Source organism: Photobacterium phosphoreum (assembly GCF_002954725.1).
Lineage (GTDB): Bacteria > Pseudomonadota > Gammaproteobacteria > Enterobacterales > Vibrionaceae > Photobacterium > Photobacterium phosphoreum.
In genome coordinates, this window is record NZ_MSCQ01000001.1 from 1640596 (window position 1) to 1657144 (window position 16549).

General features: G+C 39.7%; 9 protein-coding genes and 1 pseudogene. 5 read left to right on the forward strand and 5 right to left on the reverse strand.

Annotated features, from left to right (window positions below; all coding sequences use genetic code 11):
- Positions 1-734 (reverse strand): annotated as a pseudogene (locus tag BTO21_RS07160) (TMAO reductase system sensor histidine kinase/response regulator TorS); the annotation flags it as partial.
- 148 nt (positions 735-882) lie between these two features.
- Between BTO21_RS07160 and torT the strand changes: the two are divergent.
- From torT to BTO21_RS07175, 3 genes are all read left to right on the forward strand, one after another.
- The gene (torT, locus tag BTO21_RS07165; protein WP_045030842.1) at positions 883-1953 is read left to right on the forward strand and encodes a TMAO reductase system periplasmic protein TorT; all 1071 of its coding nucleotides are present in this window, start codon (positions 883-885) and stop codon (positions 1951-1953) included.
- 158 nt (positions 1954-2111) lie between these two features.
- The gene (locus BTO21_RS07170) at positions 2112-2570 is read left to right on the forward strand and encodes a methylglyoxal synthase (protein WP_045030844.1); all 459 of its coding nucleotides are present in this window, start codon (positions 2112-2114) and stop codon (positions 2568-2570) included.
- 141 nt (positions 2571-2711) lie between these two features.
- Positions 2712-3692 (forward strand): zinc-binding dehydrogenase, encoded by a 981-nt coding sequence (locus tag BTO21_RS07175; protein ID WP_045030845.1) that lies wholly within the window; start codon positions 2712-2714, stop codon positions 3690-3692.
- Positions 3693-3781: 89 nt separating this feature from the next.
- Here BTO21_RS07175 and helD read toward each other — a convergent pair whose 3' ends face one another.
- The gene (gene helD / locus BTO21_RS07180) at positions 3782-5863 is read right to left on the reverse strand and encodes a DNA helicase IV (protein ID WP_045030847.1); all 2082 of its coding nucleotides are present in this window, start codon (positions 5861-5863) and stop codon (positions 3782-3784) included.
- A 313-nt stretch (positions 5864-6176) separates the two neighbouring features.
- Here helD and yccS point away from each other — a divergent pair, with 313 nt between their 5' ends.
- Positions 6177-8348, forward strand: a complete 2172-nt coding sequence (gene yccS, locus BTO21_RS07185; RefSeq protein WP_045030849.1) for a YccS family putative transporter — start codon at positions 6177-6179, stop codon at positions 8346-8348.
- Positions 8349-8662: 314 nt separating this feature from the next.
- On the opposite strand, the gene torC is transcribed toward yccS, so the two are convergent.
- Positions 8663-9835 carry a pentaheme c-type cytochrome TorC gene (gene torC, locus BTO21_RS07190; RefSeq protein WP_065208056.1) on the reverse strand — a complete coding sequence of 391 codons (1173 nt, stop codon included), beginning with the start codon at positions 9833-9835 and terminating at the stop codon, positions 8663-8665.
- Positions 9836-10400: 565 nt separating this feature from the next.
- Here torC and BTO21_RS07195 point away from each other — a divergent pair.
- Positions 10401-13043, forward strand: a complete 2643-nt coding sequence (locus BTO21_RS07195) for a molybdopterin-dependent oxidoreductase (RefSeq protein WP_045030851.1) — start codon at positions 10401-10403, stop codon at positions 13041-13043.
- 113 nt (positions 13044-13156) lie between these two features.
- Here the strand turns inward: BTO21_RS07195 and BTO21_RS07200 are convergent, their stop codons facing one another.
- Together BTO21_RS07200 and BTO21_RS07205 are read right to left on the reverse strand one after the other, a co-directional pair.
- On the reverse strand, positions 13157-15430 hold the full coding sequence (locus BTO21_RS07200; RefSeq protein WP_082056888.1) for a peptidase U32 family protein: 2274 nt from the start codon (positions 15428-15430) through the stop codon (positions 13157-13159).
- 113 nt (positions 15431-15543) lie between these two features.
- Positions 15544-16539 (reverse strand): LacI family DNA-binding transcriptional regulator, encoded by a 996-nt coding sequence (locus BTO21_RS07205; protein ID WP_045030853.1) that lies wholly within the window; start codon positions 16537-16539, stop codon positions 15544-15546.
- Positions 16540-16549: the final 10 nt, after the last annotated feature.

The window sequence follows — 16549 nt, forward strand, 5'->3', positions numbered from 1 at the left end:
ACATTATTAAACCGCTTTTTTAATGCCACCAATGATTTGATATCAATAATACGTTCAGAATCATCCAGCATATTAATCACTTGTAATGATAAAAACCGCAATTCAAATAACCGTTCAGATAAATCCATATCGACTTCGACCAAGCTATCAAGAGCATTATAAACAGCTGATTTATTATTCTCAGCCACTAAGTCATAAATACGAGAAACATTAGCCACAGCAATGGTATTGGCATTCGCCACTTGTGATTGGGATAAATTATCAATTTGATGGGTCGCTTTAGTCATCGCAGCGGTTAATTGATCTAATTGACTTTGAAGATCTATTTGTCGGCCGACAAGCAGCCCTAGTAACGCTAAATTATCAACAATGCGTTTTACATCGTCTTCTAATTTCAGCATTAATGGTTGATCAAACGAATACTGTTCAAGTGCATGCAAGCTACGATTTAAGGCTTCAATATGAATAGTTAAGGCTCGCCCTTGCTGCATCCGTTCGGATTCAAGTTTTGATTTAGCCAACACTTGCGCATTAAAAATAATCCGCGAGCTTAAATCTGATAGTTTTCGCGCTTCTGCTAATGCGGGCACCGCTGAGTTAATCACGGTACGCTCTGTTTTAGCGACTAACGAAAAGCCTGCCACACCTATCATGACAGCAATAATCATCAAACCTGCCATGGCAGAAAAGGCTAATAACAGTTTGGCTGCGATACCTTTTCGGGTAAACGTCATAAGTAGTCTCTATCTCAAAAATCTTGTTTATAATAGTGAGTAATCAGCATTAATATATCTTGTTCGATACTGGCTATTTCACCAAACACAATAAAACGGTACTATTTTGCCAGCGATATGGCTTTAGACCTAAATAATGTTGGTAACAATGCGCATTTTATTTTTTATTTTTATTATTTTCTCTGCTCAATCCGCGTTTGCGCTTGAGGTGATTTCATATCAACCTCCTTTTCAAACGGACAAAAAACCGACCAAAATTCAATACACTCTTTTAACCTCGGCCACAAAACCTTGGAAAGTTTGTGCAGTGTACCCACATTTAAAAGATTCTTATTGGTTATCGATCAATTATGGGATGGTTGAACAAGCTAAAAAACTGGGTATTACGCTAAAAGTGTTTGAAGCTGGCGGTTATAGCAACCTTGAAAAACAGCAAAGCCAGTTAAGAGCTTGTCGCCGTTGGGGAGCGGATGCCATTATTCTTGGCACTGTTGATGCTCATGCTTATAACGGTAAACTTTCAGCCTTAATTGGTAATATCCCCGTTTTTTTAATGACCAATGATATTGATTTTACCGATCCTGATATTCGTAAACATATCAAAGCAAAAGTTGGGGTCGATTGGTATGAAATGGGCAAAGCTGCAGGTACTTATCTCGCGAAACAACATCCTAAAGGCTCGGGTAAAGTCCGAATTGCATGGCTTCCAGGCCCACAATTACGCGGTGGCACTAAACCTGTAACCAAAGGCTTTAAAGCAGCGATTGCTAATAGTGATGTCGAAATTGTGACCACGTTGTGGGATGACAACAGTAAAGAACTCCAACGCAATTTATTACAGCAATTATTTAGCGACTATAAGAACATTGATTATATTGTGGGTGGTGCAGTCGCCGCTGAAGTTGCGATCAGCGAGTTACGTACTAATCATATAACCAATATGAAAATTGTCTCGACGTATTTAAGTCATGGCGTTTATCGAGGCTTACGCCGTCATAAAATATTATTTGCTCCAACCGATAATATGGTGGAACAAGCGCGATTATCAATAGACCAAACGGTACGTTACCTTGAGAAAAAACCAATGGAGCTTGATATCGCCCCCTTAATTACCGACTTAACGCCACAACATTTACCTGCGGCTGCCATCCGTAACTCATTATCACCCGCAGGATTTAGACCTTCATTTTACGTCAACAATCACCATATCAGTCGATAACTCTCACAGAGTTGGTGGCCTATAAAGATGAATATCAATAATTTATGGGTCACCACTAACTTTTAACCTAATCTGATTTACACCTTATCGAGTCTTTGCTACTTATAAGTATTATCACCTAGCTTCATCAAGATTAACTTGATATCAAAAGGACGATCATGATTACCACCACACGTAAAATGGCAGCTAACAAACACATCGCTCTCGTTGCCCATGATAATTGCAAAACGGCTTTACTGCGCTGGGTGAAAGAACACCAACATAAATTAGCTAACCATACACTTTATGCAACAGGAACAACGGGGCATTTACTCGCCAAAGAAACAGGTTTGCCGATCACTTGTTTAATCAGTGGTCCAATGGGTGGCGATCAACAACTAGGCGCATTAATTTCAGAAAGCAAAATTGATATGATGATTTTCTTCTGGGATCCACTCAATGCGGTGCCGCATGATCCCGATGTAAAAGCATTATTACGAATTTCTGCCGTATGGAATATCCCAGTTGCCACTAACCGTGCCAGTGCTAACTTTATTATTACATCGCCACTGCTTGATAAAGAAATTGATATTGAAATTCCAGACTACGAGGCTTACCTCAAAGAACGTCTAGATTAAGCATTCAGCCAACATTATTCATTCAATCAATAAGCCTTCGTGATCGACGAAGGCTTTTTATTATCACTTTTTAAACAATATATATAAGGCAAAAATAATAATTCATTATATGGTTATAAGTAGAGTATCAAGGAGCTGCCTATGCAAGCATGGATATTACAACAACCAGAGGGCCTGAAAGCCTTATCATTAACCACAGCCACCAAACCCATTCCTGCTGCTGATGAAATTTGTGTAAAAGTCGCCGCAGTCGGGCTCAACCCTATCGATTACAAGTTAACCGAATGGGGCTATGCAACATGGAATTATCCCCAAATAATAGGCTTAGATGTTGCAGGTAGCATTGATAGTGTGGGCAAAAATGTCCATCAGTTTAACATTAACGATAGGGTGATATTTTTTGCTGATCCTCGCACTGCCAGCGGTTTTGCTGAATATGTGTGTGTTAAAGCGATTGCTGTTAGCCGTATTCCATTAACGTTATCATTTACCGATGCTGCTGCTCTACCTTGTGCAGGTTATAGCGCATGGATAGCGGTACACGATAAATTACAGATCGCTGCAGGACAACATATTGCAATCACAGGTGCTGGCGGTGGTGTGGGTGGGTTTGCAGCACAATTAGCCAAACTCGCAGGGGCTCATGTTTATGCCATTGCTGAGCGGCAACATCATCCACGACTACTCAGTTATGGGATCGATGCAGTTATTGATCCACAAGACAATATTGCGCTTGAACTGATTAAACTGACTGAAGATCAATTATTACACGGTGTGATTGATTGTATATCTGCACAATCAGGCAGCATGATGAGTGCATTGATTCGTTATAACGGCCATATTGTGATGGTAGCTAACCAATTTGATCAAGTACCGCTACTTGCGACAACCAAAGCCCTAAGTATTCACGAAGTCGCACTCCATGGCACTTATGCCCATGGCGCACCTGAGCATATTACTCACCTTGCTGATATTGGTAACCATTTAAGCGATCTCGTCGCTGATGGCCGTTTATACAGTATGGTCGAAAAGATAGTCCCATTTAATAAACTCGCATGCGCTCTTGCTGAACTAAAAAATCATACCCATTCTGGAAAAATTGTCGTTCACGTCAACTCATAACGTAAATTCTAGATAACAAAAAGCCCTGTCGTTATGATTGCTATACCAAATAGCCATCATAACAACAGGGCTTCAGAGACTAATCGTACTTATTTAGTCCGTTTAATTTTATTATTAACCGGATATTTATCTTCAATTAACTCATTAATAAACGGAGATGTTTTATCAGGATTTGCACATACCCACACATGCTTTTTAGCACGTGTTAATGCAACATAAAACAAGCGGCGTTCTTCTGCATCATTATAGGTTTCAGTACGTGATTGCATGATCGCAGCTAAACCTGTTTCACGATCAGGTGAAGGGAAAATGCCCTTATTCACATCAACAATAAACACATAATCCGCCTCACGGCCTTTACTGGAATGACAGGTCATGTATTCCAAGTTAAGTTGTGGCCACTGCTTCTTCCACGTTTCAAATTTCTCAGGTTTTTGCTTATTATTACGCCCAAGAATCAATACTGTGGTTGTCTTATTTTCGTAGTGTTTACCCAACCGAATTAATTCTTGCGGTAATAAATCGGTTGCCAATAAGGTAACCGCTTTTTTACTCTGCTTAGTAAAGCTGGTTAATTGCTTTTTAATTTGGAATGGATTTTGTTGTATAAATACATTAGCGACTTCACCAATCATGCTGTTAAAACGATACGTCGTTGACAGTTCCGTAATACAAGCATGACCAAAACGACCTTCAAAATCAGTAATTAAATTAACATCAGCGCCTGCAAAATGGTAAATGGCCTGCCAATCATCCCCCACCGCAAATAACGTTGGTGTCGTATGCTCTGCCACTTTTTGATGGCATAACGCTTCAATTAATGCCAACCGTTGCGGTGAAATATCTTGATATTCATCCACCATAATATAACACCATGGTGAGATGAATTTACCTTCTTTAACGTATTCAGTTGCGACTTCAATCATGCTATTAAAATCAATTTGCTTTTTCACTTTTAAGTGCTGCAAATAAGCTTGATAACATGGCCACAATAACGCCAACTCACTTTTCATGCGTGGGCGCATTGCTGGGTTATTATTATTTAGAATCGCATCAAGCAGATCTTCTTTTTTCATCCCTGATTGACCTAATAACTCAATATGTCGCCACACCCAAGCCTGTAATTGTTCATTTTCAGCTTGTTGTTCCATTGAGTTTTCTTTGCTAAATCCTGGTACTCGCCACTGGGTAAGATGACGCTGCCATTTATTCGCTGACGTCGAATTACTCCATTGATCAATTAGCATCCGCGCTAACCATGCGCTACGCGCGCGTATATCTAATGTAATCGAAGCAACATTCGGTTTATCATGCTCAACATCACGAATAATTTGTGATCCTAGGCTATGGAATGTCGCAACTTTAACCTGCTCACTGACTTTTTGTTTCAGTCTATCTGTCATCTCTTCAGCCGCTTTACGCCCAAATGACAACATAAGGATATCTTCAGGCACAGCAGCTTGACTCGCAATAAGATAGCCCGCACGTGCGATTAATACACTTGTTTTCCCCGTACCCGCACCTGCAAGTACCAAGTTATAGTCTTGATTAATTAGAGCTGCTGTACGTTGTGATTCATTTAAGGGTGACTTCTCAAAACTATCAAACCATGAACCCCATTTTTGTGACTGCTGCGCTAACCATTGTTTATTATGATCATCAACCCAAGCTTGGTGTTCACCGAGCCAAGGGGAGATTTTTTCAAAGCTACGCGGTCTAAACGTTGCTGCAAGTTCAGAGGTTAACTCAGAGTCATTTAAACCATCATTAAGAAACTGATGTAATTCATGATGTTCAGAATGACGTAAATAACCTGATTTTGTCGAAAACAATCCGATACGTTGCAACATTTCAGGCAACATTGCATCTAATTTATCAACTCGGCTTTGCGCCCAATCTTGATAAGTACGAATTAAAAATGCCGCAAAAGATTTACATTCGTGCCAAGGCAAGCCATGAACTGTCCAACAGTATTGCTGATTTGAAGACGTAAGTTCAAGCGCACCCCATAATACACCGCGATGGATTTCAATCGAACCATCCCAGTCATCAAAAGAAATAACGTCAGAAGTGGTCTGACTATCTAATACCAGGCTATTACCGTCTAAAGCGATACTGTAATAATCACCTTGAACTAACCATTGTGCTAGTCGACTGGCACTTAATTGCATTATGATTCCACCAATTGTTCCATGCTTTAATTAGGCTGTAACACTCATTACTGGCTGGTAATCTTGCTACCAAGCCTCAATTGAATCATTACTTGTCACCCGTTTATCGGGATTAATGTTACTTAGAATATCAATAACTTTCGTGTAGCCATAGTATTGAAGTGTCTATTTGGCTAAATATTATTCCACGAGGTAAAGTTAATTTTTTTGATCGGCAATAACAATATTTCTGTTATCTTTAGTAACGATTTTATAACGCTAGATAATTCTACCGTTTTCTCCATTTATTATTATCAGAAGATTGTTAATATCCATGCAAACTAAAGAGTTACATGTAAACTTTCGCCGCTACTGGGTCAATGATCGTATCAATTACTCAATTCGAGTCTTCATTGCTTTAGTCGGTGTAGTCTTACCGTGTTGGTACCTAGGTGCTAACCACGCAGTTACCCCTCTCGTGCTCGGCATTATTGCAGCTGCACTGGCTGAATCTGATGATAATTTAACCGGCCGAATAAAAGGCCTGACCATTACCCTTGTTTGTTTTTTGATTGCATCCCTTTCTATTGAAGTCTTGTTTGACTATCCCATTTTATTTGCAATCGGCTTATTTTGTTCGACCTTTGGCTTTATTATGTTGGGAGCAATGGGACCACGTTATGCCAACATTGCTTTTGCCTCATTATTGCTCGCGGTTTACACCATGTTAGGCGCAAATAGCAGTACCGATCTTTGGTATCAACCGATGTTGCTTTTAGCGGGTGCTTGTTGGTATGGGATCTTATCATTGCTATGGCATGTTTTATGGCCCAATCAGCCTGTTCAACAAGGACTCGCCAATGTATTCACTGAATTTGGCCATTATCTTGATAATAAAAGTAAACTGTTTGAACCGGTGGTTGATCTCACTTCACACCCATTGAGAATTCAAGCAGCCAAACAAAATGCTAAAGTGGTTAACGCCTTAAATGCGGTGAAAATGACCTTACTTCACCGTGCTGGGCGTGGTCAAAGTGATAAATTCCTTAAAATTTACTTTATTGCACAAGATATTCATGAGCGTGCAAGTTCATCACATTACCGTTACCGTGAGCTAGCATCGGCTTTTCAGCGCAGTGATGTGTTGTTTCGTTTCCAACGTTTATTACACGTTCAAGCCATCGCCTGCCATGGTATTGCCGAAGCACTCAAACAAGGTAAGGCTTATCATCATGGTTCTGACTCAATCAATGCCTTAGATGAACTACAACAATCACTGAATCACCTAAAACAACAGAACAATCCACAATGGCGACCGCTGCTTAATCAGCTTGATTATTTATTTAATAACCTTGCAACGGTCGAACGCCAATTACAAAATATTAATAACCCCGATGCCGAACATGTGGAGCAGCATACCGATATTGAATTAGTCGATACTGAAGCACACGGCATTAAAGAAATGTGGAAGCGTATTGCATCTCAACTCAATACCGACTCAATGTTATTCCGCCATGCTATTCGCTTAGGGATTGCACTTATTGCTGGCTACGGCTGTATTCAGTTATTTGATATTCAGCGCGGCTATTGGATTTTATTAACAACCTTATTTGTTTGCCAACCTAACTACAGTGCCACGCGACAAAAACTAGTACAGCGTGTTATTGGTACGTTAGGCGGTTTACTTGCTGGCATACCACTATTGTATTTATTCCCTGGGCAGGAAGGTCAACTCGTACTGATGGTGTTAATGGGCGTACTCTTCTTTGCGTTTAGAGCTGTTAGGTATGACTGGGCCACCGCTTTCATTACTTTATTAGTTTTGTTTTGTTTTAATCAACTAGGTGAAGGTTTTGCAGTTATTTTGCCACGATTAGGCGATACATTACTTGGCTGTTTATTAGCGGTATTAGCGGTGAGTTTTATTTTACCTGATTGGGAATCAAAGCGATTACACAAAGTAATGGCTGATGCGACCAGTGCCAATAAAGATTACTTAGCACAAATTATTGCCCAATATCGTATTGGTAAACGTGACAATATGAATTACCGCATTGCCCGTCGTGAAGCACATAACAAAGATGCGCAACTGAGTACGGCTATCAATAATATGTTAGCAGAACCGGATAAATACCAAATCAACACCGATGAAAGTTTCCGTTTTCTGACATTGAACCACGCCATGTTGAGCTATATCTCAGCACTAGGGGCACACCGAACTCAACTTCAAGATAACCACACTCATCAATTGGTCTCTGAGGCTCATCGCATTATTCACCATCATTTAGAGTGTATCTCTGCACAACTGAATGGATCACTGGTTGAAATATCACCATCATTAAATCTCAATTTAGAACAACGTTTAGGTCAATGGCGAGATGAAGATTGCACCTCTATTCGTATGGTTTTACAGCAACTGCACCTTATACATTGCATGTTGCCAGAATTACATGGTTTAGGGGATAACCTAGCACCAAAAACGCGCACAGCAGTCGCGACGGTCTAGCATTCTCTTTTAGTAAAAAATTATATCTCTATTCATAATTCACTATTGAAAAGGCGTAATATGACTTCCATATTACGCCTTTCGTTTTAGCATCATGGACTGTCTCACGTTGTCATTAACATCAGCAAATACTGCAATTACTGCGCCTACTGCAACAATCTTTCATTACTGCAGTCTTTTACCTCACAATGACTAACCCGTTAAACCTACAAACTGTATCAATTTATACCTAGATAAAATTAACACCCACAAAAAAGCCTGCGGTAAACGCAGGCTTTTAATTACTCAATGATTTGAGGTTGTTCTATCGATACTTACTGTGCTGCAGGTGTTGCTGCCACAGGTGCATCTTTAGCATTATCTTGAAGATACTTAAGTAGTGTACGTTCTTCGTCTTTATTCAGCATGTAGTATTGTTGCATCGCTTTAAGACCTTGAACCCAACCATTTGCAGTTAAGTGTTTAGGATCAGGGATGGCATGACATTGACTACATGTTGCATCAAGGATTTCTTTACCGTAAGCCCAAATAGGTTTAATGCTTGCTAGCATATTACGCTGCGAGATCCATGCAGAGACTTGTAACTGCTGCCATGTTTGACCATCTTCAGCTTTCACTGTGTTTAGAATAGTTGCTGATTTTTGTAAATCGGCATTCAGTGACACTGTCTGAATCTGCTTCGCCATGTCTTGTACAAGCATACCGGTTGTTGAGCCTTGTTGCTGCCAACCCGTCATTTGTACTTTTAGCATATCGCCGCTAGTACCTAGCACTTTTACTTCTGATGCAGGGTATAACTGACCTTGAACATCACCTGATGTTGAATCAGCAGTGTACAACTTTTTAGATGCTAACGAATAAAGTATCGTCGTTGCAGGCGCTTCACCAGAGTTAATTGTTAACTGCTTAAATGTTGCTTGGAAATCATTATTAATATGTGGCAACTGGTGCGCAATACCTTTATGACACTCAATACAGTTCATATCTTTTGCTGCTGCGCCAGTCATCGCTGCTGCTGCTGCTGGAGATTGCTTCGCGTGATCCATTGCAGTATATGAGTGACAACTCTTACACGTTGCTGAATTTGTTTCAGCCATCATACGCCACACATTTTGTGCCATACGTAAACGATTCGCTTCAAACTTCGCTGGTGTATCAATATCTTTACTGATGAATTCGCTGTAGATATCGCCCACACCGCCCAGTTTTGCTTTCATGAAAGCAATCGGGTTATTTTCTGGAATATGACAATCACGACACTCAGCACGTACGCCATATGCGTTTTTGTAGTGGATACTGGTTTTATATTCGTTGTAGTTTTCTTTCATTGAGTGACATGAAGTACAAAACTCGGTAGTCGAGCTAAATTTTATCGATTCGTGAAAGGTAAACACACCTGCCAGTGTGATGATCACACAGACAACAGCAATCGCTAATACAGAATAACGACTACTAGGCTTGACTAAAAAACGCCATAGTTTCTTCATGGATGGTCCAAAATGAATTAAACGTCAAAACAACGTTAAAAAAAGTGTTGCGCACAAACTAACATTTGAATATGAATAGAGCAACGCGCTGCATTCATATAAATAAATATATTCGTCATAATTAGACATATCAATGTGATATAATTAAAACAAGCACTCTTTTATTTAGCACTCTAAATATAGTTGTTTTGTAAATTATGTTTTCCCACAAAAAACACAATCAATTTAAAAGCCACATAATACATATAAAACAATAACATAACCACATTGTTACCGTTCAACATACTGTATATTATCTGTAATAACCCTACTATCGATAATAATTATCAGTTAAATTTTAATTATTGTGCTAATCATTATACTATTTACATAGAGCATTAAACATTAAACGCCTAAGTGTTTTTTTGTGGTAACTTATTTTCCATTTAGCACCCTAATATATTTTATATTTACGTGTAGCCTATCAAGAAATAAGTCAAATAATAGATCACTATACCGCTAATATTTAGATGGTTATTATGCCACTTAAATGATTATTCATTCGGTTTGTCTTCGGAATATAAACATGACCCTATCACGTCGTAACTTTTTAAAAGGTTCAGTAGCAACGGCCATTGCTGCTAACGGACTCACCCTTTTCCCTGCTGGCAAAGTATTTGCGTCAGATACAATTACTATTCCATCAGCTACCCACTATGGTCCTTTTAAAGCAGTCGTAAAAAGCGGTACGTTAATTGGTGTTCAGCCAATCAATGATGTTGACCCGTTCCCTACAGAAATGTTGACTAAAGGCGTATTAAGCCGTACTTACAGCGACACACGTATTAAATACCCAATGGTACGTAAGTCTCTATTGGAAGATCCATTAGGTGACCATAACCCTCACCTTCGTGGTAAAGAACCTTTTGTCCGTGTCGATTGGGATACAGCAATTGCATTAACCGCTTTCTGTATTGCACGTACCGTTGAAAAACACGGTAACGAAGCGCTATTTAGTTCTTCATACGGTGGTTGGTCACATTGTGGTGTTAACCGCCCACAAACACTACAAGGTCGTTTCTTTAACCTTATTGGTGGTCAAAGCATTTGTGCTGGTGACTATTCTGCTGGCGCATCTGAAGTTATTCTTCCGCACGTTATTGGTGACATGGAAGTATATTCACCACAAACTGCATGGGAAATTGTTGAGAAAAATACCGAAGTGGTACTTTTCATTGGTTGTGATCCTTGGAAAACCAACCGTGTAGAATTCCGCGTTGCTGACCACTCAATGCAAAAGCACTGGGAAGCGTTTAAGGCGAAAGGGATTAAATTTGTCTCTATTAACCCACAGCAAACCTATACCGATAAAGCAGTTGGTAGTGAAATGATCAATATCCGTCCTAATACGGATACTGCTCTATTTACTGCAATGTCTTATCACTTATACAAAACAGGTCAACACGATAAAGCGTATATCGATAAGTACACGGTAGGTTTTGATAAATACCTTGCTTATTTAATCGGTGACGAAGACGGTGTTGCTAAAACACCTGAGTGGGCTGAAGAAATCACTGGTTTACCAGCGGCTAAAATTAAAGAATTAGCTGAACTTTGTGTGACTAAACGTACTCAAATTGCCGCTGGTTGGGCACTACAACGTGCAGACCATGGTGAAATGATCCACTGGTCTATTATCAACTTTGCAGCAATTGCAGGTAAAATTGGTAAGCCAGGCGAAGGTGCAGGCTTTAGCTGGCACTATGGTAACGGTGGTATGCCAGCCTCTGGTAAGCGTATGCCTATCGGTTTATCACAAGGCCGTAACCCAATCACTAAAACATGTCCTGTGGTTATGGTTTCAGATATGCTGAAAAACCCAGGTAAATCATATACTCGTGATGGCTCAAACCTTACATTACCAAAAGCAAAACTTATCTATAACGCAGGTAATAACTTACTGTCTCACCAACAAGACACTAATGAATTAATCGGTGCGCTTAACGATAATATCGATACCATTATTTGTCATGAACCTTGGTGGTGTGCAACAGCGAAATATTCCGATATCGTGTTGCCAACAACAACCACACTTGAGCGTGATGATATTTCATCAGGTGGTACTTACAGCAACAGTAAAATCTACGCAATGCGTCAGGTTATTGAGCCTGTAGGTGAAAGCCTTGATGATTACGAAATCTTCTCACGTCTTGCTTTCATGTTTAACGTACATAAAGAATTTACCGAAGGTAAAACTATGTACCAACATGTTAAGACATCTTATGAAGCCTCTGATGCAACAGAAGATTTCAAAACATTCTGGCAAAATGGTATCACTCACGTATCAACACCAGCCGCTGCAAATAGCTTTGTACGTCATGGTGATTTCTATGCTGATCCTGATAAAAACCCATTACATACACCAAGCGGTAAAATCGAGCTTTACAGTGAAGCACTGGCTGGATTTAAAGCGAAAGGCTGTCCACCGATGCCACAGTGGATCCCACCGTTTGAATGGTTAGGTAATGCGAAGAAGGGTCAGGTTCACGTATTAAGTCCACACCCATGGATGCGTCTGCACTCACAAATGGCAAACGCTGATGTGAATAGCCATGAATCTGTTGATGGTCGTCAAATCGTCCTTATCAATAAGAAAGATGCAGAAGAACGTGGCGTAAAAGATGGCGATGTGGTTGAAGTTTATAACGACCGTGGTGCCCTACTTGCTGGTGCTCGCATTACTGATGAAGCAATGCCTGGCGTTATCTACATCCATGAAGGCGCATGGTTACAACTTGATAGTAAAGGTCGTTGTAACTCAGGTTCAATCAACATGCTAACAAGTAGTCAACCAACCAGTGGTCTAGCACAAGCAACCAGTGCTAACACCTGTTTGGCTTACTTTAAGAAGTGTACTGATGCTGAAACGCCAAACCAAGCTTACACGCCAGCTAAAGTTGTGAAATCAGCGTTCAAAGTTGATATATGGTCACTACAACTTGGTAAGCGCTTAAAGGCGGTATCAGCAGAACAAGGTCCAGCTCAAACACCAGGTGAAAAATTATTCTACGGTAGCTGTACCCTTTGTCACGCTGCACCACACCCAAGTGACTTCACTTACAAGCAGTGGAAAGGTATTACTAACAGTATGTTCCCACGTGCAGGTCTAAACGAAAAAGATCGCAAACTTGTACTTGATTTCCTACAAAAGAATGCTAAAAAAGGCTAATAACTCTCTGTTATAGTCCACAAAAAGCCCCGCAGGATGTATATACTACGGGGCTTTTTTTATTTTGAACACTTCCTGCCATTGAAAGTTAATATGTAATTTAAAACAATACGTTACAAGCCTTTAGTGTATTGATTACAGGTATGTCCAATAACAACCGCTTCAATTTCACTACGTGTAAGTTCATTACAAGCAAGTTCATCACCCGCAACATACTGATTAAATAACGTCGTCAATTCGGTTTTTGATACGGTTACTTGGGTATCAGTTTTGATATCGCGTAAATCCACCATAAAGCCAGTAAACTTATCTTTAATCTCAGCCACTATATCCAAGTTTAAAAAGTTCTCTGGGTTATATAGCGCATTATGATCACCGCGCTGTTTATCAACCACAAATGACGCTTCAGTTAGATTAATGATCGACGCTGACTTATCACATTTACGTAAGCATTTATCATCAAAACGCTTTTTCTTACAGCCAACTGTTTGATGGAATAAACACTGACGGCTCATTAGCAACATCATCGGATGATAAATACTGTAATACAATTCAAACCCAGCAGGCGCAACAATAGGCTTAATTTGCGAACGTTTGATCTCATTAGAAATAAACGCCCCTACACAACCAAATTCTTGCTGTAAGCACTCAAGGCTCAAGCTATTACTGATGTTCATTTGCGGACCCGCTATCCACGCTAAGCCTAACTGGTGAGCAGCATAACCCACCCCGCTATTATTGGTCACAAGCCGAGACGGTTTAACTAATTCAAGAAACGTCACTGCCGCTTGGTAGTTGTCACCCAATAAAATAGCAGGGAACCAAGGAATAAGATGCGGATGTTCTTGGAACAGACTAACTAATTTTAGCCCTTCCATTGTCATCGCTTCTGGCAATTGATAATACACTGCGGTATCTGGTTGACTCACAGCTTCAATATCGGCAGGGTTAGCAATTAATACTGATAACCGTGGCATCATCGCAGCGAGAGGCTTACGGACAGCTTTAGGTAACTCAAACGGCTCCACCAGCGGCTGATCACCATTTAATACACATGCAATTTGATCGCGCATGTAAGTTAATTCTTTAAATGGCACCACAACGCCTGTTGCTAGCTGACTCAAATCCATTGGTGCTAATAAATACTCACCATTATTTAAGCTGCGGAAACGTTTTTCAAAACAATCGCTATCAAGCACCGTATTGTCAGACTGTCGTAATATCGATGTAGAAGCGACCTCAAACTGCTGTAATGGCGTTGTTACGCGAATAATAAGCGGTTGCTCAACTTGACCTATAATCGTCAGCTCTAATGCTAATAAACTAATGTCTAAATCTGCAATTCGTTCTTCAACGGTTTGGATAATAGTGGTTTTATCATCATATAACTTTCGTTTAACCGCTTGAATTTCTGTCTCAGATTTAGCCTCAGCAATCTGTGCAAAGTGATCAACAGAATTATCTCGTGGATTATCAATAAACATCGCTTTATTGATATCACCCATTAAATATGAGTTTGAAAAATCACGATTAAATACAGTATATAACTCACGTGTATCTGCCAATAATGGCTTCTGAGTACAATAATTGTCTAACTGACGGCTCCAATTATCAACCACGGTATAAACGTAATGTGATTTTTTGATACGTCCTTCTACCTTCAATGAATAAACCCCAGCATCCGCTAAAGCTTCTAAATTTGAAAATGCAGAATTGTCTTTCATATTCAGCGGGTAATCTTTACCTGCCACTGTTGTCTGATATTGATCACGACAAGGCTGGCTACAACGTCCACGATTACCTGAATTACCATTTTTAGCCGAACTGATATAACACAAGCCTGAAAACCCAATGCAATATGAGCCATGGACAAACACTTCCATTAACACATTATGTTGATGTCCAAATTGTGCTAACTGCTTTATCTCTTTGATATTAAGTTCACGCGATAAATTTACGCGGCTCGCATTAAGCTGCCCCATAAATAAAATTTGGCCTTCATTATGGCTATTAACTTGCGTTGAAGCATGGACATCAAGTGTTGGGAAATGTTGCTTAATTAAGTGAAATAGCCCTAAATCTTGTAAGATAACACCATCAATTTTAGTATTAACCAATTTATTCAGTAATCGAATAACGGCTGGAATTTCACTTTCAAGGATCATGATATTGAGCGTAAGGAAAATCTTACAATCACGTTGATGCGCAACACGAACAATACCGTTTAAATCTTCAAAGGTAATATTGGTTGCACGATTACGGGCATTAAAATTATCTAGTCCACAATAAATAGCATCTGCGCCCGCGACGATAGCCGCTTTAATCGACTCTATATCGCCACCTGGAGCTAACAACTCAAAGTTACTTCTCATCGCGTTATTACCCATTTATAACCGTGCCTTTAAAAAACGTACCTATATTTTGTGTGGCTATTCTACCCATGAGGGCGATTAAGTCCAATTTTGAGAGATAAATCACATCGCATATTGATCGTGGAATATCATTCTTCAAACGGGATTTGAACTGAATCTCGCTTTATTAGTAAGGGATAAAAGGTGTTAGATACAGGTAAATCTGTACCCTCTAACGATAAACGTGCCGCATTGATAGCCATACTCTCAATAGGATTACGAATCGTTGTCAATTTAGGGCTGAAATAACATTGTGGTAGCACATCATCAAAGCCAACAATGGATAGCCGCTGCGGAATTTCGATACCGTGTTCTTTAAATACTTGCATTGCAGCTGCGGCATAAAAATCGTTAAATGCAACTAACGCAGTAACAGGCAATCCTTTATTGAGTAAATTAATAGCCGCTTCAGCACCACCCGGTTCACCAAAAGGAACTTCCTCGATCCAGTCAGGATTAAGCTCAATACCCGCTTCTATTAACGCTTGTTGATAACCATTAAAGCGATCAAATTTATCGTCTACTTCCATTTCACATGACAAATAAGCAATTTTACGATGACCTTGTTCAATCAAATGCTTCGTTGCTAAATACGTTCCGGCCTTATTATCTAGCCATACACACTGAGATTCTATTTCACTAACATAACGGTTAAGAATAATGATCCCCGAATGCTGTTTTGCATAATGGATAAGCATCTCATCTGACATCGCTTTACTATGTACCACAATATTACGACAGCCTTTGCTTAGAATAAACTTTAGTGCTTCCTCCTCACACTCTATATCGTAATTACCACTTGCAACAATCAGTTTACGTCCATGTTTTTTAGCCATCTTTTCAACACCTTGCATTAATAAACCATAAAAAGACGAGTTAAAACGACTAACAATTAAGCCAATGGTATCTTGACCTTGGTTTATTGTAAGACGCTGATTATCTTTGATTTTATAACCAAGTTGGGTCATTACCATTTCAACTTTAGCCACAGTTTCAGGTAACACGCTATCAGATTTATTAATCACTCGAGATACAGTTGCAGTCGATACGTTTGCCGCTTTTGCTACATCTTTAATTGTTGCCATATGAGTTCTA

Coding starts and splice junctions, on each gene's coding strand:
- torT (WP_045030842.1), top strand. CDS start 883: ATGCGCATTTTATTTTTTATTTTTATTATTTTCTCTGCTCAATCCGCG.
- BTO21_RS07170 (WP_045030844.1), top strand. CDS start 2,112: ATGATTACCACCACACGTAAAATGGCAGCTAACAAACACATCGCTCTC.
- BTO21_RS07175 (WP_045030845.1), top strand. CDS start 2,712: ATGCAAGCATGGATATTACAACAACCAGAGGGCCTGAAAGCCTTATCA.
- helD (WP_045030847.1), bottom strand. CDS start 5,863: ATGCAATTAAGTGCCAGTCGACTAGCACAATGGTTAGTTCAAGGTGAT.
- yccS (WP_045030849.1), top strand. CDS start 6,177: ATGCAAACTAAAGAGTTACATGTAAACTTTCGCCGCTACTGGGTCAAT.
- torC (WP_065208056.1), bottom strand. CDS start 9,835: ATGAAGAAACTATGGCGTTTTTTAGTCAAGCCTAGTAGTCGTTATTCT.
- BTO21_RS07195 (WP_045030851.1), top strand. CDS start 10,401: ATGACCCTATCACGTCGTAACTTTTTAAAAGGTTCAGTAGCAACGGCC.
- BTO21_RS07200 (WP_082056888.1), bottom strand. CDS start 15,430: ATGGGTAATAACGCGATGAGAAGTAACTTTGAGTTGTTAGCTCCAGGT.
- BTO21_RS07205 (WP_045030853.1), bottom strand. CDS start 16,539: ATGGCAACAATTAAAGATGTAGCAAAAGCGGCAAACGTATCGACTGCA.